Source organism: Aquabacterium sp. A08 (genome assembly GCF_011742065.1).
Window position 1 is genome coordinate 1 of the sequence record NZ_JAAQQT010000323.1, and the last position, 259, is coordinate 259.

Annotated in this window: 1 pseudogene; it reads right to left on the minus strand. The window is 60.6% G+C overall.

Going from position 1 to position 259, the window contains the following annotated elements:
• Nucleotides 1-259 (minus strand): annotated as a pseudogene (locus HA630_RS01815) (IS5/IS1182 family transposase); the annotation flags it as partial.

The window sequence follows — 259 nt, forward strand, 5'->3', positions numbered from 1 at the left end:
CCCAGGTCCACAAAGGCCATCGTGGGCTTGATACCCGTGTCCTGCATCAGGATGGCGGCTTGCTCCAGTTGGGCGTTGAGGGTGTGGCCGTCATACGGGTTGCTGTGAAACGCCCTGGCTCCCACGATCAGGTTGTATCGCAGCGTGCTGGCAATGCCCACCTTCACCCCAAACTCGTAGGGCTGGCGGCTCTTACCCTTGTTGATGCAGGAGACCTCCGGCGCATGGAAGCTGTAGAGCTTCGGCACCCCGTCTTTAG